Origin of the sequence: Streptomyces sp. CHD11, assembly GCF_018638295.1 — a bacterium.
Taxonomy (GTDB): Bacteria; Actinomycetota; Actinomycetes; order Streptomycetales; family Streptomycetaceae; genus Streptomyces.
Genome location: NZ_JABTTS010000043.1, coordinates 33,567 through 58,417 on the forward strand (window position 1 = coordinate 33,567; position 24,851 = coordinate 58,417).

21 protein-coding genes, 4 tRNA genes and 1 pseudogene are annotated in these 24,851 nt (G+C 71.8%); 12 read left to right on the forward strand and 14 right to left on the reverse strand.

Annotated features, from left to right (window positions below):
* Nucleotides 1-19 precede the first annotated feature (19 nt).
* Together HTV45_RS31380 and HTV45_RS34635 are read left to right on the forward strand one after the other, a co-directional pair.
* A tRNA-Asp gene (locus HTV45_RS31380) sits at nucleotides 20-94 on the forward strand.
* 232 nt (nucleotides 95-326) lie between these two features.
* Nucleotides 327-515, forward strand: a complete 189-nt coding sequence (locus HTV45_RS34635; protein WP_251693200.1) for a DUF6274 family protein — start codon at nucleotides 327-329, stop codon at nucleotides 513-515.
* 436 nt (nucleotides 516-951) lie between these two features.
* On the opposite strand, the gene bldC is transcribed toward HTV45_RS34635, so the two are convergent.
* Both bldC and HTV45_RS31390 read right to left on the reverse strand, forming a co-directional pair.
* Nucleotides 952-1,158, reverse strand: a complete 207-nt coding sequence (gene bldC / locus HTV45_RS31385; RefSeq protein WP_003949541.1) for a developmental transcriptional regulator BldC — start codon at nucleotides 1,156-1,158, stop codon at nucleotides 952-954.
* Between the two features lie 540 nt (nucleotides 1,159-1,698).
* Complete coding sequence (locus HTV45_RS31390; protein ID WP_215209294.1) at nucleotides 1,699-2,541, reverse strand: hypothetical protein; 843 nt, start codon at nucleotides 2,539-2,541, stop codon at nucleotides 1,699-1,701.
* 248 nt (nucleotides 2,542-2,789) lie between these two features.
* Between HTV45_RS31390 and HTV45_RS31395 the strand changes: the two genes are divergently transcribed.
* Both HTV45_RS31395 and HTV45_RS31400 read left to right on the forward strand, forming a co-directional pair.
* Nucleotides 2,790-3,878, forward strand: coding sequence for a Glu/Leu/Phe/Val dehydrogenase dimerization domain-containing protein (locus tag HTV45_RS31395; RefSeq protein ID WP_215209295.1), 1,089 nt, complete (start codon nucleotides 2,790-2,792; stop codon nucleotides 3,876-3,878).
* Nucleotides 3,879-4,196: 318 nt separating this feature from the next.
* Nucleotides 4,197-4,448 (forward strand): DUF3073 domain-containing protein, encoded by a 252-nt coding sequence (locus tag HTV45_RS31400; RefSeq protein WP_215209296.1) that lies wholly within the window; start codon nucleotides 4,197-4,199, stop codon nucleotides 4,446-4,448.
* Between the two features lie 132 nt (nucleotides 4,449-4,580).
* Here the strand turns inward: HTV45_RS31400 and purM are convergent, their stop codons facing one another.
* The 7 genes from purM to purS all read right to left on the reverse strand — a co-directional run bounded on the left by purM (nucleotide 4,581) and on the right by purS (nucleotide 12,449).
* Nucleotides 4,581-5,648 (reverse strand): phosphoribosylformylglycinamidine cyclo-ligase, encoded by a 1,068-nt coding sequence (purM, locus tag HTV45_RS31405; RefSeq protein WP_215209297.1) that lies wholly within the window; start codon nucleotides 5,646-5,648, stop codon nucleotides 4,581-4,583.
* Between the two features lie 33 nt (nucleotides 5,649-5,681).
* The gene (gene purF / locus HTV45_RS31410) at nucleotides 5,682-7,208 is read right to left on the reverse strand and encodes an amidophosphoribosyltransferase (RefSeq protein WP_215209298.1); all 1,527 of its coding nucleotides are present in this window, start codon (nucleotides 7,206-7,208) and stop codon (nucleotides 5,682-5,684) included.
* Between the two features lie 62 nt (nucleotides 7,209-7,270).
* Nucleotides 7,271-8,059: an META domain-containing protein gene (locus HTV45_RS31415; protein WP_215209299.1), complete on the reverse strand. Its 789-nt coding sequence runs from the start codon at nucleotides 8,057-8,059 to the stop codon at nucleotides 7,271-7,273.
* A 50-nt stretch (nucleotides 8,060-8,109) separates the two neighbouring features.
* Entirely contained in the window at nucleotides 8,110-8,907 is a 798-nt protein-coding gene (locus HTV45_RS31420) for a maleylpyruvate isomerase family mycothiol-dependent enzyme (protein WP_215209300.1), read from the reverse strand.
* A gap of 322 nt (nucleotides 8,908-9,229) precedes the next feature.
* Nucleotides 9,230-11,488 carry a phosphoribosylformylglycinamidine synthase subunit PurL gene (purL, locus tag HTV45_RS31425; protein ID WP_215209301.1) on the reverse strand — a complete coding sequence of 753 codons (2,259 nt, stop codon included), beginning with the start codon at nucleotides 11,486-11,488 and terminating at the stop codon, nucleotides 9,230-9,232.
* Nucleotides 11,485-12,189, reverse strand: a complete 705-nt coding sequence (gene purQ / locus HTV45_RS31430) for a phosphoribosylformylglycinamidine synthase subunit PurQ (RefSeq protein WP_215209302.1) — start codon at nucleotides 12,187-12,189, stop codon at nucleotides 11,485-11,487. The genes purL and purQ overlap by 4 nt, the downstream gene beginning before the upstream one ends.
* Complete coding sequence (gene purS, locus HTV45_RS31435) at nucleotides 12,186-12,449, reverse strand: phosphoribosylformylglycinamidine synthase subunit PurS (RefSeq protein ID WP_010045045.1); 264 nt, start codon at nucleotides 12,447-12,449, stop codon at nucleotides 12,186-12,188. Before purS ends, purQ begins: the two co-directional genes overlap by 4 nt.
* Nucleotides 12,450-12,801: 352 nt before the next feature.
* Between purS and HTV45_RS31440 the strand changes: the two genes are divergently transcribed.
* The 8 genes from HTV45_RS31440 to HTV45_RS31475 all read left to right on the forward strand — a co-directional run bounded on the left by HTV45_RS31440 (nucleotide 12,802) and on the right by HTV45_RS31475 (nucleotide 17,479).
* Nucleotides 12,802-13,119, forward strand: coding sequence for an Lsr2 family protein (locus HTV45_RS31440; protein WP_215209303.1), 318 nt, complete (start codon nucleotides 12,802-12,804; stop codon nucleotides 13,117-13,119).
* A gap of 223 nt (nucleotides 13,120-13,342) precedes the next feature.
* Nucleotides 13,343-13,414 (forward strand) — tRNA-Gly (locus HTV45_RS31445).
* A gap of 95 nt (nucleotides 13,415-13,509) precedes the next feature.
* Nucleotides 13,510-13,582, forward strand: a tRNA-Gly gene (locus HTV45_RS31450).
* 149 nt (nucleotides 13,583-13,731) lie between these two features.
* Nucleotides 13,732-14,694 carry an ABC transporter ATP-binding protein gene (locus tag HTV45_RS31455; RefSeq protein WP_215209304.1) on the forward strand — a complete coding sequence of 321 codons (963 nt, stop codon included), beginning with the start codon at nucleotides 13,732-13,734 and terminating at the stop codon, nucleotides 14,692-14,694.
* The gene (locus HTV45_RS31460; RefSeq protein ID WP_215209305.1) at nucleotides 14,691-15,467 is read left to right on the forward strand and encodes an ABC transporter permease; all 777 of its coding nucleotides are present in this window, start codon (nucleotides 14,691-14,693) and stop codon (nucleotides 15,465-15,467) included. The genes HTV45_RS31455 and HTV45_RS31460 overlap by 4 nt, the downstream gene beginning before the upstream one ends.
* 28 nt (nucleotides 15,468-15,495) lie before the next feature.
* Nucleotides 15,496-16,767 carry a sensor histidine kinase gene (locus HTV45_RS31465; RefSeq protein ID WP_215209306.1) on the forward strand — a complete coding sequence of 424 codons (1,272 nt, stop codon included), beginning with the start codon at nucleotides 15,496-15,498 and terminating at the stop codon, nucleotides 16,765-16,767.
* Nucleotides 16,764-17,384 carry a response regulator transcription factor gene (locus HTV45_RS31470; RefSeq protein WP_215209307.1) on the forward strand — a complete coding sequence of 207 codons (621 nt, stop codon included), beginning with the start codon at nucleotides 16,764-16,766 and terminating at the stop codon, nucleotides 17,382-17,384. The genes HTV45_RS31465 and HTV45_RS31470 overlap by 4 nt, the downstream gene beginning before the upstream one ends.
* A 22-nt stretch (nucleotides 17,385-17,406) precedes the next feature.
* A tRNA-Gly gene (locus HTV45_RS31475) sits at nucleotides 17,407-17,479 on the forward strand.
* 114 nt (nucleotides 17,480-17,593) lie between these two features.
* Here HTV45_RS31475 and HTV45_RS31480 read toward each other — a convergent pair.
* The 5 genes and pseudogenes from HTV45_RS31480 to HTV45_RS31500 form a co-directional block, all read right to left on the reverse strand.
* Entirely contained in the window at nucleotides 17,594-18,493 is a 900-nt protein-coding gene (locus tag HTV45_RS31480) for a phosphoribosylaminoimidazolesuccinocarboxamide synthase (RefSeq protein ID WP_215209308.1), read from the reverse strand.
* Nucleotides 18,494-18,562: 69 nt separating this feature from the next.
* Complete coding sequence (locus HTV45_RS31485) at nucleotides 18,563-20,095, reverse strand: N,N-dimethylformamidase beta subunit family domain-containing protein (protein ID WP_215209309.1); 1,533 nt, start codon at nucleotides 20,093-20,095, stop codon at nucleotides 18,563-18,565.
* Between the two features lie 294 nt (nucleotides 20,096-20,389).
* Entirely contained in the window at nucleotides 20,390-22,432 is a 2,043-nt protein-coding gene (locus HTV45_RS31490) for a hypothetical protein (protein WP_215209310.1), read from the reverse strand.
* Nucleotides 22,433-22,725: 293 nt separating this feature from the next.
* Complete coding sequence (gene purD / locus HTV45_RS31495; protein WP_215209311.1) at nucleotides 22,726-23,982, reverse strand: phosphoribosylamine--glycine ligase; 1,257 nt, start codon at nucleotides 23,980-23,982, stop codon at nucleotides 22,726-22,728.
* A gap of 155 nt (nucleotides 23,983-24,137) precedes the next feature.
* A pseudogene (locus HTV45_RS31500) lies at nucleotides 24,138-24,851 on the reverse strand (DNA polymerase III subunit gamma and tau); the annotation flags it as partial.

Consider the following 24,851-nt stretch of genomic DNA (forward strand, 5'->3'; position numbering starts at 1 on the left):
CGAATGGCGCCGCGAATCTGGTCCTGTGGAGCAGTTTGGAGTGCTCGCCACCCTGTCAAGGTGGAGGCCGCGGGTTCAAATCCCGTCAGGACCGCAGCACAGGAAGGCCCGTACCTCGCGAGAGGGCGGGCCTTCCGTACGAAGGAGCCCGGGTCTTCGGACCCGGGCTCCTTCGCGCGACGGGCCTTCTCGCGCGACCGGGCCCCCGCGCACGCCCCGGGGCCCTGTGCGCCCTTCTGCGGCCCTGCGCCGCCTTGACGGGCCCGCAGGTCTCCCGGTACTCCAGGAAGCAGGGCACGACCCCGTGGAACCCCTGGAGGTGGCGCATGCCGGCATCGGCTGGGCACAGGACGCGGGCGCTGCTCCGCGCGCATCTGTCGGCCGCGTCGTCGTACGGGCATCTGACGCGTCACTGTCCCGTCTGCCACCGCCTGTTGCGGCTCGCGCTGGACCGCCCGCCCCGCCCGCCGGAACCGGCCGGGGAACAAGCCCCGCCCAACGGGCGTTCCCTCTAGCGCATATGCCACAGGCTCAACAAGCCGACTGGTATGTGACGGGTGTCACCGCATGAGTTTCTGAAAGTGCGGTACTTACACCCGCCCTACAACCAGTCAATTTAATATGTGCAATTGCACTACTCGGGGAGGTCCGTCCCGGCCCGTACCGAGGTGACCCCTCAGCCGCCCCCAGGCTCGGACAGTCCCGCACACAGAACACCCCCCACACTCGCCGGAGGCGCCGCCGGCCCACCAGCAGCGCACAAAAAAGATCGCGCTGGACCCGGCGGAGTCCAGCGCGATCGACGACGCACCCGTGTTCAGTTGCCTGGAAAGCTCTGATCGGCTTGGGCGAGGGGCCTGTTGGGGCAGTCCCCGCGTCGCTTGGAGCTGAGGTTCACGGGCGTCTCGACCAGTGGGGGACCAGCCGGTTGCGCCCGGTTCATGCGGTTGTTCAGGCCTCGCTGCGCTGCTGCGGAATGCCCGCGAGCAGTGCGCGGACCTCGGCTTCGCGATAGCGGCGGTGCCCGCCGAGCGTGCGGATCGACGTGAGCTTGCCAGCCTTCGCCCAGCGCGTGACCGTCTTCGGGTCGACGCGGAACATGGTGGCGACCTCAGCCGGGGTCAGCAGCGGCTCGGCATCAGGGGTGCGAGCGGTCATGAGCGGCCTCCTCGGGAGAACCGAACCTTCTCGGTTCTTTCCTCTAAATTCTGCACCTTGACCCGCGTTGCCCGAAATGGCGGACGCGAGTCGAGTCGGTTATAGGACGAACGGCTTGTCCTCGGCACTACAACTACACCATCTGTCCAACCACGTCGGCCAAACCGATGGAATTGCCCTCCCAGGTGTTCATCAGCCGCGGAAGCCGATGGACCGTGCCATAGCGGACAGTCACGCCGCTGTGACGATCAGTCACACCAGCGATCAGGAGTCATCAGACCCCCCAAAGCGTGCAATGCAGAGATTCCGCCCATAGTCGAGCACAACAGGACGGAGGAGCCCTCCCCGGACTCCTTGTCCTATTTTGGCATGAGGGTGGGCAAGGGACGCAAGGGTCGCGTAAGTGCGGTCCGTCACGCTTGCCACGCTTGAGGCATAGGACCGGGATCGGCGACTACGTCCGTTGTCGGGCTCGCACTGACGGAATCTCAGGATCCTCAGGGCGATGACAAAACCCCAAGAAGGGCGTTTGGTCAAACGTCAGTTCGCAGAGCGCAGGTCACGCACCGACCTCCAGCGCTCCACGAGGCGCCCGTAGGCCGCCCCCGCCCCCTCCTCGTCCCCGCGCCGCAGCGCCGCGATCCCCTCGGCCACGTCCGCCGCCGAGTGGTCGTCCTCGAGGGAGCCGGCCGGCAGGGCGTGCACCAGCCCGCCGTAGTCCAGCTCGACCCGCGAGCGCGGGTGGAACTCCTCCAGCCACCGTCCGACGTCCACGAGTCCGTCGATCAGCAGGCTCTCGTCCATCGCGTCCCGCAGGGCCCGCAGTCCGCGCGCCACCCGCCGGCGGGCCTGGACCATGGGGGTCCGGTACCGCAGGAAGGGCGCCTCACCGGCCGAGCCCCTGCCGTACTCCCGTTCGCCGTCCTCGAACAGCACGAACCAGTTGATCGGCACCTGCCACGTCGCGGTGCGGATCCACGGCCGGGCGTCGGGATGGCCCGCCAGCCAGCGTTCGTAGTCCTGGGTGGCCTGACGCCGGACCACCGGGGGAAGCAGCGCGTCCAGGACCGGCAGCGGAAAGTCCTCGGCGAGCTCGCCCAGGGCCTGCCAGCCGCGCAGCCGGGTGCGCCACGGGCAGACGCAGACCACGCCGTCCGCCTCCAGGACGAACGCGTCGTCGCTCTCGTGCACCGGCACCGGCACCGGCGGGGTGGGCGCCAGGTCGGCCAGCGAACGGCGGAGTTCGTCCTGGTAGGAGGGACGGTCCGGGCGGCGCGCGTAACGGGCCCAGTGGCCGCGTTCCGGTTCCGGGAAGGCGGCCAGCGGTTCGTACACGCGCAGGTAGGTCGCATAGGGGACGATCACCGAGGACACCTTGGGCACGCCTGCTCCCTCCCCCGCGGACCGCCGCGAAAACCTGCCGGCACGCGCCCCGGACGGGTGGTGAACCGGGACAATCCGCCGCACTGCGGTACTCCGGACGGAGGTGATCCGCGACACGGTGCCACCGACCGGCGTCCCAGGATCTAATCTCGTGCCCACAAGCCCCCGCCACCCTCCCCCACTGCCACAAGCGCGGGGGACCCCGCGGGGGCCGACCCACCCGCCGCTTCTACTCAGGAGTCACCACAGTGACCGACGTATCTGACGGCGTCCTGCACACCCTGTTCCGCTCGGACCAGGGGGGCCACGAACAAGTCGTGCTCTGTCAGGACCGTGCCAGCGGCCTCAAGGCCGTCATCGCCCTCCACTCCACCGCGCTGGGCCCCGCCCTCGGCGGTACGCGCTTCTACCCGTATGCCTCCGAGGAGGAGGCCGTCGCCGACGCGCTGAACCTCGCGCGCGGGATGTCGTACAAGAACGCCATGGCCGGTCTCGACCACGGCGGCGGCAAGGCCGTGATCATCGGCGACCCGGAGCAGATCAAGAGCGAGGAGCTGCTGCTGGCCTACGGCCGGTTCGTCGCCTCGCTCGGCGGCCGGTACGTCACCGCCTGCGACGTCGGCACCTACGTCGCCGACATGGACATCGTGGCCCGCGAGTGCCGCTGGACCACCGGCCGCTCCCCCGAGAACGGCGGCGCGGGTGACTCCTCCGTGCTCACCTCCTTCGGCGTCTACCAGGGCATGCGGGCGGCCGCCCAGCACCTGTGGGGCGACCCGTCGCTGCGCGACCGCAAGGTCGGCGTCGCGGGCGTCGGCAAGGTCGGCCACCACCTGGTGGAGCACCTGCGCGCGGAGGGCGCCGAGGTCGTGATCACGGATGTGCGCGAGGACGCCGTGCGCCGGATCCTCGACCGTCACCCCCGGGGCGTGTCGGCCGTCGCCGACACCGAGGCGCTGATCCGCACCGAGGGCCTGGACATCTACGCCCCGTGCGCCCTGGGCGGGGCACTGAACGACGACAGTGTCCCGGTGCTGACCGCCCGGGTGGTCTGTGGCGCCGCCAACAACCAGCTCGCCCACCCGGGCGTGGAGAAGGACCTCGCCGACCGCGGGATCCTCTACGCGCCGGACTACGTGGTGAACGCCGGCGGTGTCATCCAGGTCGCCGACGAGCTGCACGGCTTCGACTTCGACCGGTGCAAGGCGAAGGCCTCGAAGATCTTCGACACCACGCTCGCCATATTCGCACGTGCGAAGGACGACGGGATTCCGCCGGCCGCCGCGGCCGACCGGATCGCCGAGCAGCGGATGGCGGAGGCGCGTCCGGGCCGTTGAGCCGTACGAGGGCGGCCCGCTCCGGGCCGCCCTCGTACGTGTGAGCGGTACCCGCGGGCGGGCCCTTGGAGAGAACTCTCACTTCTCCCGGCGGGTCGACCGTCGAGAAGTGGTTAAAATCGCGGTTGACCAGCGAGGACAAGGCACCTCGAGGGTCCTGGGCACGGGCCCGTCATGCGGGCGACGTACCGGATGGGCGCGGGCTCAGGTACCGTGGAAGCCCTACGGACCGGTCTCTCCATGGAGAGACCGTTCTGGACCATGAACGCGTGTCAAGACTCTGGGGCCGTCGAGCCCCGTCGTTGAGGGGGTCGAGCCATGGGGCGCGGCCGGGCCAAGGCCAAGCAGACGAAGGTCGCCCGCCAGCTGAAGTACAACAGCGGTGGGACTGATCTCTCACGCCTGGCTGAGGAGCTGGGTGCATCACCATCGAACCAACCACCACCCAATGGTGAGCGTTTCGAGGACGATGAGCAGGACGACGAACTGTACGCACGGTACGCCGACCTCTATGAGGAAGACGACGAGGGCGGGGACGGCCCGTCTCCGCAGCAGCGTCGCGGCGCGTGACTTTGCGCTGAGCATGAACCCGGTAGGTGACCCCGGTCACCGGCCGGGTTCAGTGTTGCCCGGGAATTCCGGACCGGTGCCACGGTCCGGTGCGCTGCCCGCCCGCTCGCGGCGCGGGCAGCGTCCCGGTGCTCAGCTCGCGTAGTCACCGACGAGGGCCGCGCCGGTGGTGTGCTCGCCGCGGTCGGTGATCTCGCCGGCCACCCAGGCGTCCACGCCCCGGTCGGCCAGCGTCGTCAGCGCCACGTCGACGGACTCCTGGGGCACCATCGCGATCATGCCGACGCCCATGTTCAGGGTCTTCTCCAGCTCCAGCCGCTCGACCGAACCGGTCCGCCCGACGAGGTCGAACACCGGAGCGGGCGTCCAGGTGGAGCGGTCCACGTGCGCGTGCAGCCCCTCGGGGATCACGCGGGCCAGGTTGGCCGCGAGTCCGCCGCCGGTGACGTGGCTGAACGCGTGCACCTCGGTGGTGCGCATCAGCGCCAGGCAGTCCAGCGAGTAGATCTTGGTGGGCTCCAGGAGCTCCTCGCCGAGGGTGCGGCCCAGTTCGTCGATCCGGGCCTCCAGGGCCAGCCCCGCGCGGTCCAGCAGCACGTGCCGGACGAGCGAGTAGCCGTTGGAGTGAAGACCCGAGGACGCCATGGCGATCACCGCGTCACCCGTACGGATGCGGTCCGGGCCGAGCAGCCGGTCGGCCTCCACGACACCCGTGCCGGCGCCGGCGACGTCGAAGTCGTCCGGGCCGAGCAGTCCGGGGTGCTCGGCCGTCTCGCCGCCGACCAGGGCGCAGCCGGCCAGTACACAGCCCTCGGCGATGCCCTTGACGATGGCGGCGACCCGCTCGGGGTGGACCTTGCCGACACAGATGTAGTCGGTCATGAAGAGCGGCTCGGCGCCGCACACCACGATGTCGTCCATGACCATGGCGACCAGGTCGTGCCCGATGGAGTCGTAGACCCCCAGCTGCCGGGCGATGTCGACCTTGGTGCCGACGCCGTCCGTGGCGGAGGCGAGCAGGGGACGCTCGTAGTTCTTCAGGGCGGAGGCGTCGAAGAGGCCGGCGAAGCCGCCGAGGCCGCCGAGGACCTCGGGGCGCCGGGTCTTCTTCACCCACTCCTTCATCAGTTCGACCGCGCGGTCGCCCGCTTCGATGTCGACGCCCGCCGCTGCGTAGCTGGCACCAGTGTTCTGGGACATGGCTGTGAGAGCTTTCGTGTCGTCCGTCAGGGCTTACGGGCGGCGGATCGCGTCGACCGAGGCCGGGGCGGCGGTGCCGGCGGCCAGCTCGGTCTCCAGGAGCTGCTTGCCGAGAAGCTCGGGGTCGGGCAGGTCCATCGGGTACTCGCCGTCGAAGCAGGCGCGGCACAGGTTCGGCTTGGCGATGGTGGTCGCCTCGATCATGCCGTCGATGGAGATGTACGACAGGGAGTCGGCGCCCAGCGAGGTGCCGATCTCGTCGATGGTCATCCCGTTGGCGATGAGCTCCGCCCGGGTGGCGAAGTCGATGCCGAAGAAGCAGGGCCACTTCACGGGCGGCGAGGAGATCCGGATGTGGATCTCGGCGGCGCCCGCCTCGCGGAGCATGCGGACCAGGGCGCGCTGGGTGTTGCCGCGGACGATCGAGTCGTCGACCACGACCAGGCGCTTGCCCTTGATGACTTCCTTGAGCGGGTTCAGCTTCAGGCGGATGCCGAGCTGGCGGATGGTCTGCGACGGCTGGATGAACGTCCGTCCGACATACGCGTTCTTGACCAGGCCGGCGCCGAAGGGGATGCCGGACGCCTCCGCGTAGCCGATGGCGGCCGGGGTGCCCGATTCCGGGGTCGCTATGACGAGGTCGGCCTCGGCCGGGGCCTCCTTGGCGAGCTTGCGGCCCATCTCGACGCGCGAGAGGTACACGTTCCGGCCGGCGATGTCGGTGTCCGGACGGGCCAGGTACACGTACTCGAAGACACAGCCCTTGGGCTTCGCTTCCGCGAACCGGGTCGTTCGCAGTCCGTTCTGGTCGATGGCGACGAACTCGCCCGGCTCGATCTCGCGGACATAGCTCGCACCGCAGATGTCGAGGGCGGCGGACTCGGAAGCGATCACCCAGCCACGCTCCAGACGGCCGAGGACCAGCGGGCGGATGCCCTGCGGGTCACGGGCCGCGTAGAGGGTGTTCTCGTCCATGAAGACGAGGCTGAAGGCGCCCTTGATCCTGGGAAGGACCACGTGCGCGGCCTGCTCCACGGTCACCGGTTCGCCGTCGGCGGCGCGCTGGCCGGCCAGCAGGGCGGTGATCAGGTCGGTGTCGTTGGTGGCCGCCACCTTGGGGGCGCGGCCGTTCTCCTTGGGGAGTTCGGCGACCATCTCGGCGAGCTGCGCCGTGTTGACCAGGTTGCCGTTGTGGCCGAGCGCGATGGATCCGTGCGCGGTGGCACGGAACGTCGGCTGGGCGTTCTCCCACACGGAGGCACCGGTGGTCGAGTAGCGGGCGTGACCGACCGCGATATGACCCTGGAGCGAACCGAGAGAGGTCTCGTCGAAGACCTGGGACACCAGGCCCATGTCCTTGAAGACGAGGATCTGGGAGCCGTTGCTGACCGCGATACCCGCGGATTCCTGGCCCCGATGCTGGAGGGCGTACAGCCCGAAGTACGTGAGCTTGGCGACCTCTTCGCCCGGAGCCCAGACACCGAAGACGCCGCAAGCGTCCTGGGGGCCCTTCTCTCCGGGGAGCAGGTCGTGGTTGAGTCGTCCGTCACCACGTGGCACGCCTCCGAGTGTAGGCGAGTCCGGCCCCTGATCCGAATGCGGGATATGCCCCCGGCGGTGGATCAGCGCGCGGCGACAGCCTGGACGCCGGCGCCGTTCTCGCTGGTCAGGGCGAGGTTCCGGCCTTCGATGCGGTAGCTCACGGTGCCGTTGAACAGCTCCGACAGGGCCCTCTCGGCGTCCATGAGTGAGTCTTCGCACATCATCCGGGTCATGCCCGGGGCGCCGAGGGTGATATGGCCGTCGCGCACGGTGGCGTCGGCGTTCACCTGGTTGCAGCCGAGGCTGCCGGAGACCGTGCCCTTCTCCTTGTCGAAGGTGAGGTGGGCGCGGCTGTCCACGGCCGGCGTGGTGACGGTCCACCGGGTGCCGTGCAGCGGGCTGTCCTCGGTCCTGCTCAGGCGGACGGTGTCGCCGGACCCGGTGGTGAGGGTGAGGCGGCCGTCGTTCACGTCGGTCGCCAGGGCCCCGTCGCCGAGCGCCCGTGCCACGGCGCTCTCGAGGTCCATGACCTGCTCGGAGCAGGCCCTCAGGGTGGTTTCGCGGTCGTCGCCGAACCGGATCCGGTCGCCTTCGAAGGTGACGCGGCCCTTGAACAGGTTGCATCCGTAGCTGCCGGTGGCCCGGCCGTCGTCGTCGAGGGTCAGGTTCGCGCCGTCGGGGGCCCGGTGGGTGGTGCCGTCGACGGTGAGGCTGTCGACGGTCCACCGGATGCCGGTGACCGGTTCCTCCGCCTCTGCGGAGGCGCTGCCGGCGCCCGCCTTCTCGCCGCCACAGGCCGCCGCGAGCGGGACGACGAGCACGGCGAGGGCCGTCAGGGTCATGCGCTGCTGGTGCTTTCGCCTGTACATGCCGATTCGACGGGGGCGAGGAGCGGGCGGTTCCCCTTGCCGGCCCGGACTCACCCGAGCAGCGGCAGGTACGGCCCGAGGTCGGCCCGTTCTCCGCTCGCGCGCACCCTGCCCCGGGCGAGGGCGTCCGGCCAGGGTGTCCGTCCGCCGGCCAGCCGGATCCAGGTCAGCGGATCGGTCTCGACGACGTTCGGCGGGGTGCCCCGCGTGTGCCGGGGACCTTCCACGCACTGCACGACGGCGTACGGCGGGATGCGCACCTCCGTCGAGCCACCGGGCGCCTTCGCGGCGAGCGCGTCGGCCAGCAGCCGGGTGCAGACGGCGAGGGCCTGCCGGTCGTACGGGATGTCCAGGCCGGGGACCGCGGCGTTCAGGTCGTCGGTGTGCACGACGAGCTCCACGGCACGGGTCACGACGTAGTCGGCCAGCGGCAGCGCGCCCGCGCTGGTGGGCAGCAGCCGGCTTCCGGGGTGGGTGTCCAGGCGGGCGGTGAAACGCGACTCGGCGGCGGCCAGGTACGCGCCGGGGTCGGGATGGCCGGCCGCGAGCCGCCGGGCGGTGCCGGCGATGGCGTCCGCGTCGGCCGCGATGGCGGACGGCCAGTCGGACAGGCGGCCGTCCTGCCGGGCGGGCTCGGGCTCGTCGAGCAGCCGGTCCACCGCCGTCAGGGCCGCCCCGATGTGCGCGACCAGTTCCCCCACGGTCCAGTCACCGAGCCGGGTGGGCAGGGCGAGCCGGTCCGGGGTGAGGGTGCCGGCCGCCGCCCGTACGTTCCCGAACTGGGCCAGGACGGCGGCGCGGGTCTTCGCGGGATCGTAGATACGGCTGCGCTTCTTGGCCGGGGGCATGGCGGCAGCCTAGGTGTTCCGTCCGGGGAGGGTGTGGACAGGGAGCCAGGTCCCGGCTGGGGTGATCTTGGACAGGTGAGGGTCTGCCGGGTCCGGTGTGGATTGCGACGTCCGCACCGGCCGGAAAGGCCGCACCGGCCGGAAAGGCCCCTCGGGCCCCACCGTCGTGCGTCCCTGACCGTGACCGGACGCCTCCGTCCGGCCCGCTGCGTGGTCCGGGGAGGGCCGGCCGCTTCGGCGGGCCACCGTTGCCGGAAGGCGCGACGCCCCCGGCCGGCGGACCGGTCGGGGGCGTCGGGCTGCACGCGGAAGGGCGGAGGGATCAGGCCAGCAGCGCCGGGATGGTCCCCTCGTGGGCCTCGCGCAGATCGGACAGGGGGAGCGTGAACTCGCCCTGGACCTCGATCGTGTCGCCGTCGACGACACCGACGCGGGTGGCCGGGAGGCCACGCGCACCGCACATGTCGTTGAAGCGGACCTCCTCCGAGCGCGGCACGGCGACGACCGCGCGGCCGGCCGACTCGGAGAACAGGAAGGTGAACGCGTCGAGCCCGTCCGGGACGACCAGCCGCGCGCCCTTCCCCCCGAGCAGCGCCGACTCGACGACCGCCTGGACCAGACCGCCGTCCGACAGGTCGTGCGCGGAGTCGATCATGCCGTCGCGGGAGGCGGAGATCAGGATCTCGCCGAGGAGGCGCTCGCGCTCCAGGTCGACCTTCGGGGGCAGGCCGCCGAGGTGGTCGTGGATCACCTGGGACCAGGCGGAGCCGCCGAACTCCTCACCCGTGTCGCCGAGCAGGTACAGCAGCTGGCCGTCCTCCTGGAAGGCGACCGGGGTGCGCCGGGCCACGTCGTCGATCACACCGAGGACCGCGACCACCGGGGTCGGGTGGATGGCGGCCTCGCCCGTCTGGTTGTAGAGCGAGACGTTGCCGCCGGTCACCGGGGTGCCCAGCTGCAGGCAACCGTCCGCGAGACCGCGTACGGCCTCGGCGAACTGCCACATGACCGCCGGGTCCTCGGGCGAGCCGAAGTTCAGGCAGTCGGAGACCGCGAGGGGCTTGGCGCCGGTCGTCGCCACGTTGCGGTAGGCCTCGGCGAGGGCCAGCTGCGCGCCCGTGTAGGGGTCGAGCTTGGCGTAGCGGCCGTTGCCGTCGGTGGCGATCGCGACACCGAGACCGGACGCCTCGTCGATGCGGATCATGCCGGAGTCCTCGGGCTGGGCGAGGACGGTGTTGCCCTGTACGAAGTGGTCGTACTGCTGGGTGATCCACTGCTTGGAGGCCTGGTTGGGCGAGGCCACCAGCTTCAGGACCTGGTCCTTCAGCTCCTCGCCCGTCTCCGGCCGCGGCAGCTTGTTCGCGTCGTCCGCCTGCAGCTCGTCCTGCCAGGACGGGCGGGCGTAGGGGCGCTCGTAGACCGGGCCGTCGTGGGCGACGGTGCGCGGGTCGACGTCGACGATCTTGCCGCCGTGCCAGTAGATCTCCAGCCGGTCGCCGTCGGTCACCTCGCCGATGACGGTGGCGATGACGTCCCACTTGTCGCAGATCTCGAGGAAGCGGCCGACCTTCTCCGGCTCCACGACCGCGCACATGCGCTCCTGCGACTCGCTCATGAGGATCTCCTCGGGCGAGAGCGTGGAGTCGCGCAGGGGGACGTCGTCCAGGGTCACGCGCATGCCGCCGGAGCCGTTGGAGGCCAGCTCGGAGGTGGCGCAGGACAGACCGGCCGCGCCCAGGTCCTGGATGCCGACGACGAGCTTCTCGGCGAACGCCTCCAGGGTGCACTCGATGAGGAGCTTCTCCTGGAAGGGGTCGCCGACCTGGACGGCCGGGCGCTTCGAGGGCTTCGCGTCGTCGAACGTCTCGCTCGCCAGGATCGAGGCGCCGCCGATGCCGTCGCCGCCGGTCCTGGCCCCGTACAGGATGACCTTGTTGCCCGCGCCGGAGGCCTTGGCGAGGTGGATGTCCTCGTGCCGCATGACGCCGATGGCACCGGCGTTGACCAGCGGGTTGCCCTGGTAGCAGGCGTCGAAGACGACCTCGCCGCCGATGTTGGGCAGGCCCAGGCAGTTGCCGTAGCCGCCGATGCCGGCGACGACGCCGGGCAGGACGCGCTTGGTGTCGGGGTGGTCAGCGGCGCCGAAGCGCAGCGGGTCCACGACCGCGACCGGGCGGGCGCCCATGGCGATGATGTCGCGGACGATGCCGCCGACGCCGGTGGCGGCGCCCTGGTAGGGCTCGACGTAGGAGGGGTGGTTGTGCGACTCGACCTTGAAGGTGACCGCGTAGCCCTGGCCGACGTCGACGACACCGGCGTTCTCACCGATGCCGACGAGGAGGGCCTCGGACTCGGGTGCCTTCTCGCCGAACTGGCGCAGGTGGACCTTGCTGCTCTTGTAGGAGCAGTGCTCGGACCACATCACGGAGTACATGGCGAGCTCGGCGCCGGTCGGGCGGCGGCCGAGGATCTCCACCACCCGCTCGTACTCGTCCTTCTTCAGGCCCAGCTCGGCCCAGGGCAGCTCGACATCGGGGGTCCCGGCCGCGTGCTCGACCGTGTCCAGAGGAGTCCGGCTCATGCGTTGACCAGCTTCTTGAGGATCGACGTGAAGAACGGCAGGCCGTCGGTACGGCCCGTACCGACCAGCGACTCGACGGCGTGCTCGGGGTGCGGCATCAGGCCGACGACGTTGCCCGCGGCGTTGGTGATGCCGGCGATGTCGTTCAGCGAGCCGTTCGGGTTACCGCATCCATCAGCGGCTTCGCCGCGGACCATGTAGCGGAAGGCCACACGGCCCTCGCCCTCCAGCTCGTCCAGCGTCCGCCGGTCGGCGACGTAGCGGCCGTCCATGTTCTTCAGCGGGATGTGGATCTCCTGGCCGGCCGTGTAGTCGGCGGTCCAGGCGGTGTCCGCGTTCTCCACCCGGAGCTTCTGGTCGCGGCAGATGAAGTGCAGGTGGTCGTTGCCCAGCATGCCGCCGGGGAGCAGGTGCGCCTCGGTGAGGATCTGGAAGCCGTTGCAGATGCCGAGCACCGGCAGTCCGGCCTTCGCCTGGTCGATGACGGTGTCCATCACCGGCGAGAAGCGCGCGATGGCGCCGGCCCGCAGATAGTCGCCGTAACTGAAACCACCGCAGAGCACGACGGCGTCGACCTGCTTGAGGTCCTTGTCCTTGTGCCAGAGGGCGACGGGCTGCGCACCGGCGACGCGGATCGCGCGCTGGGTGTCCCGGTCGTCGAGGCTGCCGGGGAAAGTGACGACGCCAATACGAGCGGTCACTTCACGGCCTCCGCGACTTCCTCGACGCGGACGGTGAAGTCCTCGATCACGGTGTTGGCGAGGAAGGATTCCGCAAGATCGTGGATACGGGCGAGCGCGGCCTCGTCGACCGGCCCGTCAACTTCCAGTTCGAATCGCTTTCCCTGACGGACGTCAGAGATCCCTTCGAAACCCAGTCGCGGCAGTGCGCGCTGCACCGCCTGGCCCTGGGGGTCGAGGATCTCCGGCTTGAGCATGACGTCGACTACGACGCGTGCCACTGGCACTCCCGGTGTGTGGTGCTGAGCAGGTCCCTTCAGACTACCCGCACAAAATTTCTACGCGGGTAGAGTTGGAGGAATCTACGTGACCCCGATCACGATTCGGCATCACGGGGAGACGGCCGGAAAAAATCCGGGAAAGATCCGTGTTCACACGCACATCCCTATTGCGCGGTGGACACGCGGACAGATTTAGTCGGGCTTCACAATGCATTGCCAGGCACTGTACAAATGAATTGTCATCAGCAGATACTTTGCCCGATTACAGGCGAACAGCCGACATCTCGACGACGTACCGGCACGTCATCACGGACGTACGGACGAGAGGTGTCGCACGAAGGGACCGATATTCGTGGCGCAGAAGGTCGTGGTCACTCTCTTTGACGACATCGACGGCTCGGAAGCGGCGGAAACGATCGCCTTCGGACTCGACGGCAAGTCGTACGAGATCGATCTCAATGAAGCCCATGCCAGGAAACTGCGGGAGGCGCTCGAGCCCTACGTGGACGCGGGCCGCAAGCGGTCGCGCTCCGGCAAGGCGTACCGGCAGACGGAGGTCGCTCCCGACCCGGCCGCCGTGCGCGCCTGGGCACAGGCCCACCGGATGGACATCCCCGCGCGGGGGCGGATCCCCAAGAAGGTCTACGAGGCGTTCGCCGCGGCGCGGTGAGCCGGCCGGGCGACCGTGCCGTGACGACGTACGGCGGCGGGGAGGCGGGGAAGGACGCGGGGAACCCGTTCGGGTGAGCCGGGCCGGGCCCGTTCGAGTGGCCCGCCCGACGGCCGGTCACCCGCCTCTTCCCCCAACCGACTTGCGCAGCACCCCCGCTGATCAGCTAGAGTCTGGAGCACGCCGAGGGGCGAGGCCGAAAGGCCCGGCTCACGGAGTACACGCGGGTGTAGTTCAGTAGTAGAACATCCCCCTTCCAGGGGGAAGGCGCAGTGTGCAATTCCTGTCACCCGCTCTGCATCGCCGTACCGGACATCCATGTCGATCAGGTAGGCTGGTGCCCGCGCCGATCGGTGGCCGTGCTTTTTCAGGCTGGCGGTCGGAGGCAATGCGGACGTAGCTCAGCTGGTAGAGCGCAACCTTGCCAAGGTTGAGGTCGCGAGTTCGAACCTCGTCGTCCGCTCTTCGATCAAAGGCCCCGGTCATCGACCGGGGCCTTTGTCGTGCCCGTCCGAGACGGCGGCCTCCCCTCGACGGCGCTCTGACATTTGTCATGCCCATAAGTGACAGCCCGCACTGCCCGGACATCCCTGCCCCGGGGATGATCGAGGCATGGAAACGAACGAACGCGAGCACGTGATCGAGGTCACCGACCTGCGACGTGTCTACGGGGGCGAGTTCGAAGCGGTGCGCGGGATCGACTTCTCGGTGCGGCGCGGCGAGATCTTCGCCCTGCTCGGCACCAACGGAGCGGGCAAGACCTCCACCGTCGAACTGCTGGAAGGTCTCGCCGCCCCGGCCGGCGGGCGCATCCGGGTCCTCGGCCACGACCCGTACACCGACCGTGCGGCCATCAGGCCCCGCACCGGCGTGATGCTCCAGGAAGGCGGCTTCCCCTCCGAGCTGACCGTCGCCGAGACCGCCCGGATGTGGGCGGGCTGCGTCAGCGGAGCCCGGCCCACGGAGGAGGTGCTGACGCTGGTCGGGCTGGAGACGAAGACCGGCGTCCGCGTGAAGCAGCTCTCCGGGGGACAGCGGCGCCGTCTGGACCTCGCGCTCGCGCTGCTCGGCGACCCCGAGGTGCTCTTCCTCGACGAACCGACCACCGGACTCGACCCCGAGGGCCGCCGGGAGACCTGGGATCTGGTGAGCGCGCTGCGCGACCGCGGGACGACCGTGCTGCTCACCACGCACTACCTGGAAGAGGCCGAGTTCCTCGCCGACCGGCTCGCGATCATGCACGAGGGCCGCATCGCCGTCACCGGCACCCCGGCCGAGGTGACCGCCTCGGAACCGTCCCGGATCACCTTCGACCTGCCCGAGGGCTACTTCGTGGGCGATCTGCCCCCGCTCGCCGAACTGGGCGTGAGCCACCACACGGTCGACGGCCGGACCGTCCGGCTGCGCACCCACGAACTCCAGCGGGCAGCCACCGAACTGCTGGTGTGGGCGGACCGCGCCGGGGTGGAACTGCACCGGCTGGACATGCGCTCGGCCTCCCTGGAGGAGGCGTTCCTCGGGATCGCCAAGGAGGCGGCCGCCGGGATGGCGACAACGAAGGAGTACGCAGCATGAGCACGGCCGTGACCACCCCGATGAGCCGGATGACCTCGCTCGCCCGGGCCGAGCTGACCTTGCTGGGACGGGCCAAGGGCACCCTCTTCGCCGCGCTGTTCGTCCCGCTGGTGCTGCCGATCAGCGCGCGCGAGGCGGCCAAGGGGATGGACCTCGCCGAGGCCGGGCTCACCATCGGCACGATGGTGCTGCCGGCCGCGATCGGCTTCTCGCTCCTGTTCGCCGTCTACTCGGCGCTCGTCGGCTCCCTCGTGGCCCGCCGGGAGGAACTCGTCCTCAAGCGGCTGCGGACCGGGGAACTGCGGGACGGCGAGATCCTGGCCGGGTCCGCGCTGCCGGCGGCCGCCACCGGCCTGGTGCAGTCGCTGCTGCTGGCGGTCGGCTGCGCGATCCTGCTGGACATGTCGGCCCCGCCGGCCGTGTATCTGTCGGTGCTGGGCCTGCTGCTGGGGCTGGTGCTGTGCGTGGGACTCGCCGTCGTCACCGCGAGCTTCACCCGGACCAGCGAGAGCGCCCAGGTCACTCCGATACCGCTGATGTTCCTGTCGGTGATGGCCTCCGGGATGATGGTCCCGCTGGAGATCCTTCCCGACAAGGTGGCCGCCGTCTGCGAGTTGCTGCCCCTGACACCCGTGATGACCCTGGTGCGCGGCGGCTTCACCGGCGGCCTCTCGGCCGGCGAGGCGCTGGGAGCGGTGGCCGTGGCGGTGGCCTGGATCGCTTTCGCGGTGTTTGCTGTACGACGGTGGTTCCGCTGGGAGCCGAGGCACTGACGTACGCGAGCGCGAGGGACGCGACGAGATGAGAAGCAGGCCCGGCGGCTGGTGGGGACGGAAGAGCACACCGGCGAAGTTCGAGACGTACACGCGGTGGTCGTTCCATCTGCTCCCGCTGACCGAGCTCTCCGTCGCGGTCGGGCCGGTGCTCGGACAGGTGGGGCCGCGGCCCGCCACGCCGTTGATCTCCCTGGTCCTCGTGCACAGCGCGGCCTGCGGAGTGATGACCTCGCGCGCCCTGGACTGGCGGCGCGGGCAGCGGGACCGGCCGGTGCGGACGCTGTGGGCGTTCGGCGTCACGACCGCCCTGGTGGCCGTCACCGCGCTCCTCATCTCCCGGCACGGCGAGGGTGGCGAGATCACCAGGGCCGCCGCCGGGATCTTCTCCGCCGTCATGATCTTCGGGGCCGGCGCGACCGCGGTCGCCGTGCACGGAGGGCGGCGCGTGTTCGCCATGGTGGCGGGCTTCGCGGCGGGGGCCAGTGTGCTGTACCTGATCACCGGGCTGCCCTGGCTCGGCGCGCTGGTCGTCGGCCCGCTGGTGCTGGTCGTCGGCGGGTTCTTCGCCTTCACCTCCGCCTTCTCCGTCTGGCTGCTCGACGCCGTCTACGCACTGGACGACGCCCGGGAGACCCGGGCCCGGCTCGCCGTCGCCGAGGAGCGGCTCAGGTTCGGGCGGGACCTGCACGATGTGATGGGGCGCAACCTCGCGGTGATCGCGCTGAAGAGCGAACTGGCCGTCCAGCTGGCCCAGCGGGAGCGCCCGGAGGCCGTGACGCAGATGGTCGAGGTGCAGCGGCTCGCGCACGAGGCACAGCGGGAGGTACGCGAGGTGGTGCGCGGCTACCGCGAGGCCGATCTCGGCAGCGAGCTCGCCGGCGCCCAGGGCGTGCTGACCGCCGCCGGTATCCACTGCACGGTCACCGGACCGGTGACCGGCTTCCCGGCGCCGGTGCAGTCCGCGCTCGGCTGGGCGGTGCGGGAGGCGGCCACCAATGTGCTGCGGCACGGGGACGCGCGACGCTGCGCGATGGAACTGCGGGTAAGGGAAGGGCGCGTGGTGCTGACGGTGAGCAACGACGGGGTGGTGCCGCAGTCCGGCGGCCCGAGCCGGGGAGCCGGACTCGTCGGTCTGCGCGAACGGCTGGCCGAGATCGGGGGGACGCTGCGGGCCGGCCCCACCGGGGACGGGCAGTTCCTGCTGACCGTCGAGGTCCCCCTGCCCGCGCACTCCGGCGAGGCCGCTCCGGCCGCCGCCGGACAGACCCCTGATTCCGTGAGTGAGGCGACGCCGTGACCGGTGACCGGCCCGTGCGGCTGCTGCTCGCAGACGACGAGCATCTGATCCGGGGCGCGCTGGCCGCGCTGCTCTCGCTCGAGGACGACCTGACGGTCGTCGCCGAGGCGGCCACCGGACCGGAGGCACTGGCGATGGCCCGCGCCCACGCCCCGGACGTCGCCGTACTGGATCTGCAGATGCCCGGCGCGGACGGTGTGAAGGTCGCCACATCCCTGCGGGCCGAGCTGCCCGGCTGCCGGGTGCTGATCGTCACCAGTCACGGCCGGCCGGGACATCTGAAGCGGGCGCTCGCGGCGGGCGTGCGCGGATTCGTCCCCAAGACCGTCAGCGCCCAGCGCCTCGCCGAGATCATCCGCACGGTGCACGCGGGAAACCGCTACGTCGACCCCGAGTTGGCCGCCGACGCGATCGCCGCCGGTGACTCCCCGCTGACCGCGCGGGAGGCCGAGGTGCTGGAGCTGGCGGCGGACGGGGCGCCGGTGGCGGAGATCGCGGAGCGGGCCGCGCTGTCGCAGGGGACCGTGCGCAACTATCTCTCCTCGGCCGTCTCGAAGCTCGGGGCCGAGAACCGTCATGCCGCGGTGCGCCTCGCACGGGAGCGAGGTTGGGTATAGTGGGTGTCGCGCCACGGCGCATGCGAACGTAGCTCAGTTGGTAGAGCGCAACCTTGCCAAGGTTGAGGTCGCGAGTTCGAACCTCGTCGTTCGCTCAGCAGCAGAGGCCCCGGTCATCGACCGGGGCCTCTGTCATGACCCTTCGCGGCGGGCCCTTCGCCGCCGGCCGGGCCCTGGTGGCCGGGCCCGGCCGCTCGGGTTCCGGGTGTTCAGCTCCAGGTGGTGCCGGTCAACCGCTCGTACGCCTCCACGTACTTGGCCCGGGTCGCGTCCACCACCTGCCGCGGCAGCGGCGGCGGGGGCTGCTCGCCCGCGCGGTCCCAGCCCGACTCGGCCGAGGTGAGCCAGTCCCGTACGAACTGCTTGTCGTAGGAGGGCTGGGCGTGTCCCGGTTCCCACTGCTCGGCCGGCCAGAAGCGGGAGGAGTCCGGGGTGAGCACCTCGTCGGCGATGACCAGGTTCTCGCCGTCGAAGCCGAACTCGAACTTGGTGTCCGCGAGGATGATGCCCCGGTCCCGGGCGATGTCCCGGGCACGGGAGTAGGCGGCGAGGGTCGCCTGGCGCAGCCGGGCCGCGGTGTCCGCGCCGACCTGGCGGGCGACCTCCTCGTAGGAGACGTTCTCGTCGTGTTCGCCGACGGCGGCCTTGGTGGCCGGGGTGAAGATCGGGGCGGGCAGCTCCGAGCCGTCCACCAGGCCCTCCGGGAGGGCGAGGCCGCAGACCGTACGGGACGCCTGGTACTCGGCGAGGCCCGAGCCGGTGAGGTAGCCGCGGGCCACGCACTCCACGGGGACCATGTTCAGCGACTTGCAGACCAGGGTGCGGCCCGCCCAGTCGGCGGGGGCGCCGTCCGGGAGCTCCGTGCTCAGGACGTGGTGGGGCAGCAGGTCGGCGAGCTGGTCGAACCACCACAGGGACAGCTGGGTGAGCACCCGGCCCTTGTCGGGGATCTCGGTCGGCAGCACCCAGTCGTAGGCGGAGATGCGGTCACTGGCGACCATCACGAGGTCGCCCGCCTCGTTCCGGTACAGCTCGCGCACCTTGCCGGTGTGCAGATGCACCAGGCCCGGAACCTGGATCGGTTCGGGCTTCTCGACGAATCCGGACACGGTTCCTCCCCGTGGTTCTGTCTGAATGACTCGATTCTCCCGTACGGGAGAGACGGTCGTCGCCGCGGGTCAGTCGCGTTTGCAGATGCGGTCCAGGAGGTTGGCCGTGGCGCGCTGGACCCGGGGGTCGACATGGCCCGGACGGTCCAGCGCCGGTGACCAGGCGAAGGTTCCGGCGGCGAAGACCCAGGCACCGGACGGGGCACGGTAGAGCGAGGTCTCCTGGTGTCGCCGGGCACCCGCCCGGTCGGTGTACGGGGAGTGCGCCAGCAGCACGCGCTCCTCGTGGTCGGGCAGCGGGGTGCGCGGGTAGTAACGGTCGGCCTCGCCCGCGACCATGCCCTCGATGCCGTCTCCCTCGTGGGCGCCGGTCGCCTCCCACATCCAGTGGGACGCGTTGCGGACGATCAGCGGGTGCGGCCGCGGGACATGGCCGGCGTACTGGATGCCGAGCAGCTGCTGCTCCGCGCGGTCGATCTCCCGCCACAGCACCGGCTTGCCCGGACCACGGCGCTTGCGGCAGGTCAGCAGGCGGTCGGAGCCGGACGGGGAGGCGGCCAGCTCCACCTGCCAGTACAGGGTGTTGGCGGAGAGGAAGACCAGGGACGTGCCGTGCGCGCGGGCACGCTCCACGGCGGTGCGCATGGGGGCCGACCAGTACTCGTCGTGGCCGGGGAAGACCAGGCCCCGGTACCGGGCGGGGTCCACCCGGCCGGCGTGCAGATCGCGGGCATCGGCGTAGGCGAGGTCGTATCCGTAGCGTTCGGCCCAGCGGATGACGTCGTAGGCGTGCCCGACGTGCAGCGGGAGGCCGGCGCCCGCGTAGGGGCGGTCGAAGGAGACGGTGACGGCGGCGTCGGACTCGCCGAGCAGCCTGCCCCGCTCGTCCCAGGCGTGGTAGAGGCTGGCGCCGGTGCGGCCGTCCTCCGGGTAGAGGTTGTAGGCCTGCCAGGTGATGTCGGGCAGCACCAGGAGGAGGTCCGCCGGGCGGTTGTCGCGGACGGTGAACGGAATGTGCGAGCGGTAGCCGTCGGCGGTGGTGAGCACGGCGACATACGCGCCGACGCTCCAGTACGACGGGACCGGTAACCGCCAGGACAGCCACCAGTGGTGGCAGGAGACGGTGCGGTCGGCGGTGAGCGGCGGGGGCTGCACGATGCCGGAGAGCCGGGGGCTGGAGGTGATCTTGGTGGCGCCGTCGCCGGCGTAGTGGCCGATGCGGTAGACGTCGACGCCGAACTCCTGGGGCGGGTCGACGGTGATGTGGAAGTCGATGGCCTCGCCGGGGGCCACGGCGCCGGTCGAGCTGAAGCCCTTGATCTGGCGGCGCACGTCGTCGGCGGCGCGGGGACCGCCGCCGGAGGAACGGGGCGAGGGGACCCTGGCGCCGCGCTGCCCGGGGAGGCGGGCCGCGGCCCGGTCCGGGGGCGGTAGGGGGCCGGACCCGGTATCCGCGTCCACGTACCAGGGGACCACCTGGCCGGTGTCGCCGAAGTACGTCTCGCTGCCCCGCAGCCACGGGAGGGGCCCCTGCCCGAAGGGGTCGTTCACGGCGTGCGCCAGTGCTCCCGACTCCCAGCGGCGAATCTGCTCCGAGCCCATGATCGCTCCCCTCCTCGTGCCCCGGTTGCGATGCGGTGCGTGGTGCTGTTCGGCAGTCGCCTGACGGGTGAGGCCCGGCGTGAGCTATGTGCTTGTCGTATGTCGCCAGCTCTTGCCAGCGAACCTGAACGGTCCAAGCACATCACATAACGCGCGCAGTCCGTCACCGTTCGTTTCGAATTGACCGAAAGCGGAGGGGTGGACTCCGGCCGGGCCGGGGTGGGGAGCGCGGGCCCGGAGAGGGCGGCGGGCTCCCGGGCTCCGGGGCTCCGGGGCTCCCGGGGCGGACGCGGCTCAGACGAGACGGACCGGCTTCTCGGGGCGTATGCCGTGCCGGGTCAGCCACAGCCTCAGGTCGGCCGGATCGCCGTCCTCGATCAGCGCCAGGACCTGGGGGGACAGGTCCGCCGCCCGTGTGCCGCCCAGGATCAGCGTCGGGCCGTCGAGCCAGTCGAGCCCCGGGGTGGCGCCCGCGGTGTCCATCGCCGCGCAGCAGACCATCGCCGTGATGTGGTCCGCGAGCAGCTCTCGGGCGGTGCGCGGGGCCTGGAGCGGGAAGAGGGGGAGCGCGCGGTCGTCGCGGAGGGCGGCGGGGTCGGGGGAGGTGCCGGAGGCCGTGGTGCCTTCCGCGCCCGCGGCCGAGGCGTGAGCGACGGCGGAGGCCGCCACCGCTGCCGCCGCCACCTCCTCGCGCGCCAGCTCGGCGCTCAGCCGGGCGGCCAGCGCGGCGCCGTGCGGGGTGGTGCCGGCCAGGTCGTCGTCGTCGCCCAGGACGTCGCCGGGGCCGGAGGGAGGGACGCCGCCGTCGGGGTCCGGAGGCGAAACAGGATCCGTGTCCGCGGACGGACGGTAGGAGGACGGAAGCGGGTCGCCGTCCCAGGGCACAGGTGGCTGCCCGGGGTCCGGCAGCGACCCGGACGGCCCGGCGGACGTGGGCGGCCCGGCGGACGCGAGCGGCTCGGCAGACCCGGGCCGCTCGCCGGACGCGGGCCGCCCGGCCGACGCGAGCGGCTCGGCGGACCCGGGCGGCTGCTCCCCCGGCCCCGGGTCGGTGGTCAGGTGGGCGAGGACTCGGGTGAGGGTGGGGCCGTCCGGGGGCGGAGGGGTTCCCGGGGCCGGCGGAGGTACGTGGAGGCCGTCCAGGATCCGGTGGAGGCGGGCGGCGTCGGTGCGCCACTTGCGGTCGACGACCTCCTCCGGGTAGTCGCCCCAGTGGACCGGCGACCAGTCCGGGCCGCTCTCCGCGGGCCCGCCGTGGAAGAGGCGGGCGGCGAGCAGGGAGGTGGCCTCGTCCACCGCGCCGGGCTCTTCGAGCAGGTCGCAGGCGGGACGCTCGCCGAGGCGGGAGGCGAAGCCCTCCGCCAGCCGGTCCCGGCGGGACAGCTCGGTCAGCGCCGCCACCACTCCCGCGTTGAGCCGCGACGGCCAGCGGCCCATCCGCCAGGCGGGCAGCGCCACCCGGGTGAGCAGCCGGTCCCAGCCCGCGTACGCCAGGCCCACCTGTTCCTGCGCGACGATCCGCACCCCGTAGTCCACAGCCTGTGCACGGTCGGCCGCCGCGGCCGCGACCCCCCGCTCCATCTCGGCGACATGCTCCCGGCACCCGCGCAGCAGCAGCCGGGCCACCCAGCCGACGCCCGCGAGCACCCGGCGGGACACCGGGCCGCGACGCGGGGCGGAGGTCACGGCCGCCGCCGCGTCCAGCCCCTGTACGAAGCGCCGGGCGGCGGCTATGTCCGGGTGCGCCGAGGGTCCCGTACCGGCGACCACCGGTGCGAGGACCGCACGCAGCTCGCCCACGCGCATCCACCACAGGAACGGCGACCCGATCACCAGCACCGGCGCGGCGGGCCCCCCGCGCGGGGGCCGCCCCGCGCCCGCTATGTCGCCGTGCTCCTCGGCCGGCGGGGGGCCGTGCGCCGGATGGGTGCGGTCCTCCAGCCAGCTGTCGCAGTCCGGGGTGAGCGCTATCGCGGACGGCGCCGGGACGTCGAGGCGGTCGGCCAGGTCACGCACCATCCGGTACAGGTCGGGCGCCGCCTCCTCGGCGATCGGCACCGTCGGACTCATGGCGGGACGGGCCCGGACGACCACCAGGGCGACCCCGGCGGCGAGAAGCAGGACGAGCACCGCGACGGGCGTCACGATCCGGCGGGCGAGATCCCAGCCGGCGCCCGGCAGGTGGCCGGTGGAACCACCGGCGAGCAGGATCACGGCGACGGCGGCCGGCAGCAGCGCGACGGCCAGCGCCCGGCTGCGGACCCTCAGCACGGACAGGGCCCGGGACCGCGCGCTGGGGCCCTGGGCCTCAGCTGCTCCCACTCCGCTTCCGCTCATGGTCCGACGTCACCCCCTCCCGGCTCCGGACGCTGTCCTGGCATTGCCCATGCCCCCCACTGTGGCACCCGCCACCGACACCGCAATGCCGGTGGGCCAAGTGCCGGAACGCTTGCGCGGCACCATAGTTGGGGCCCCGGGTCACGTCAGCCGGATGGCGTATCGCTCACCCGATGGAATGGCTTTGGGGAAAGGTGGAGGACAGACGGCAAAGGTCAGGCCCCGGATCCGGAGACGGATCCAGGGCCTGTGGGGTTCACCTGCGCCGGGCGGGACACGCACCGGCGTGATGGCTACGTCTCGTCCCGTGCCGCCTTGGCCGCGATGTCCGTGCGGTGCTGGGAGCCGTCCAGACCGATCCGGGACACCGCGCGGTAGGCGCGGTCGCGGGCCTGGTCGAGGTCCTTGCCGGTCGCCGTGACGGACAGCACGCGCCCGCCCGCGCTGACGACCGCGTCGCCCTCGCTCCGCGTCCCGGCGTGCAGCACGTACGCGTGCGGGGCGTCCTGGGCGGCGACCTCGTCCAGACCGGTGATCGGGTCGCCGGTGCGCGGGGTGCCGGGGTAGTTGTGCGAGGCGACGACCACGGTGACCGCGGCCTCGTCGCTCCAGCGCGTCGGCTCCAGGTCGGCGAGATTGCCGGTGGCGGCGGCCATCAGGATGCCGCCCAGCGGGGTCTTGAGCCGCGCCAGGACCACCTGGGTCTCGGGGTCGCCGAAGCGGGCGTTGAACTCGATCACGCGGACACCGCGCGAGGTGATCGCCAGACCGGCGTAGAGCAGGCCGGAGAAGGGGGTGCCACGGCGCCGCATCTCGTCGACGGTCGGCTGGAGCACCGTCTCCATGACCTCGTCGACCAGCTTCGGACCGGCCCACGGCAGCGGGGAGTACGCACCCATCCCGCCGGTGTTCGGGCCCTCGTCGCCGTCCAGCGCACGCTTGAAGTCCTGGGCGGGCTGGAGGGGCACGACGGTCTCGCCGTCGGTGATCGCGAAGAGGGAGACCTCGGGGCCGTCGAGGAACTCCTCGACGACCACGCGGTCGCATCGTCCGGCGTGCGCGCGGGCCGCCTCGAGGTCGCCGGTGACGACGACACCCTTACCGGCCGCGAGCCCGTCGTCCTTGACGACGTACGGGGCGCCGAACGCCTTGAGGGCGGCGTCGGCCTCCTCGGGGGTCGTGCAGACGTAGGAACGGGCGGTGGGTACGCCCGCCCCCGCCATGACGTCCTTCGCGAAGGCCTTGGAGCCCTCGAGCCGCGCGGCCTCCTTGGAGGGGCCGAAGACCGGGATGCCCGCGTCACGCACGGCGTCGGCGACGCCGGCGACGAGGGGCGCCTCCGGGCCGACCACCACGAGGTCCGCGCCGAGCCGCACGGCCAGCGCGGACACGGCGGCGCCGTCGAGGGCGTCGACCTGGTGCAGCTCGGCGACCCCGGCGATGCCGGCATTGCCGGGCGCGCAGTGCAGCGCGGTGACGTCGGGGTCGAGGGACAGGGAGTGGCACAGGGCGTGTTCGCGGGCGCCGCTGCCGATGACGAGGACCTTCACGGGGGTCAGCCTACGGGAGACCGCAGGTTCCCTTTGTGCGGGCTTCCGAAGGCGCGGGGGGAGCCGCCTTGTGCGTTCCTCCGAACACCCGGCCACGGAGCGGACGTCCGCCGCTCCCTCCACCCCCCGGCCCACGCTCGCCGTCAGGGCCGGGACTACTCGTTCGCGATCTCCTCGACGACCGACGCGCCCAGCTCCCGTACGAGCAGTTCCGTACCGGACAGGGCGGTCTCGTCCAGGTCGGGATCGTCGTCCTCGGGGGTGTCGTCCTCGGGTGAGACGGGGGGCGGCGGCTCCGGCGCGGACGGCCGGGGCGGCGGCGAACCGGCGGAGGGCGCGGTGACCGCGGCGGAGCCCGTGGGCCGGGCGGGGGCGGCCGGCGGGCCTGCCTGCGGCGCGGCCGGACGCTGACCGCCACCGGAGCCACCTGTGCCGGAGCCGCCGTACCCGCCGCCACCGCCGTAGCCGCCACCGGGCTGCGGCGGAGCGGGGGCGGGTGCCGCCGCTCCGCCGCCGGACGGGTCCACGACCGCCTCGATCTTCCACTGCACGTGGAACTGCTCGGCCAGCGCCTGGCGCAGCACGTCCTCGCTGCCGCTGCTGAGGAAGTTGTCCCGCGCGCCCGCGTTCACGAAGCCGATCTGGAGGGTCGTGCCGTCGAAGCCGGTCACCTGGGCGTTCTGGCTGAGCAGGATCCAGGTGAAGCGACGGCGGTTCTTGACCGTCTCGAGGATGTTCGGCCAGATCGTGCGGGGGTCGGGACCACCGCCGCCGCCCACAGGGGCGGGGGCCGACGGTGCCGCCTGGGGCGTGGGGGCGGGCGCGGGCGCGCTCGGCGCCGACGCCGGGGGGCGTCCGCCGCTGCCCGC